The organism is Penaeicola halotolerans (assembly GCF_016464625.1).
GTDB classification, from domain to species: Bacteria; Bacteroidota; Bacteroidia; order Cytophagales; family Cyclobacteriaceae; genus Penaeicola; species Penaeicola halotolerans.
Window position 1 is genome coordinate 1 of the sequence record NZ_JAEAGO010000039.1, and the last position, 291, is coordinate 291.

At 43.3% G+C, this 291-nt stretch carries 1 protein-coding gene; it reads right to left on the reverse strand.

Going from position 1 to position 291, the window contains the following annotated elements:
* On the reverse strand, positions 1–291 hold a 291-nt coding region (locus tag I5349_RS13675; RefSeq protein ID WP_226391341.1), incomplete at both ends, for an SbcC/MukB-like Walker B domain-containing protein.

Genomic DNA, 291 nt, shown 5'->3' on the forward strand with positions numbered 1-291 from the left:
AAAGCCTTCATCTAAGAAGAAAAAGCTTTGATTGGATTGATTGAGTGACTTTACTTTTTCTGCCAGTGCTAGTGCCAGACAGAGTGCTGCTTGGAAGGTCTGACCGCCTGAGAGGGTTTTGTGCAGTCTGGTATTGCCGCCATTGTGATGATCTCTGACGATAAAGGTATTGTCTTCATTGAGCTCCAGTCTCAAGCTATTCCTAGTAAGTGTCATGAAGCGAATATTGGCTGTCTGACAGAGTTCTTTGAGATTGTTCGTAGAGATATAGTTGACAAATCCACTTCCCGT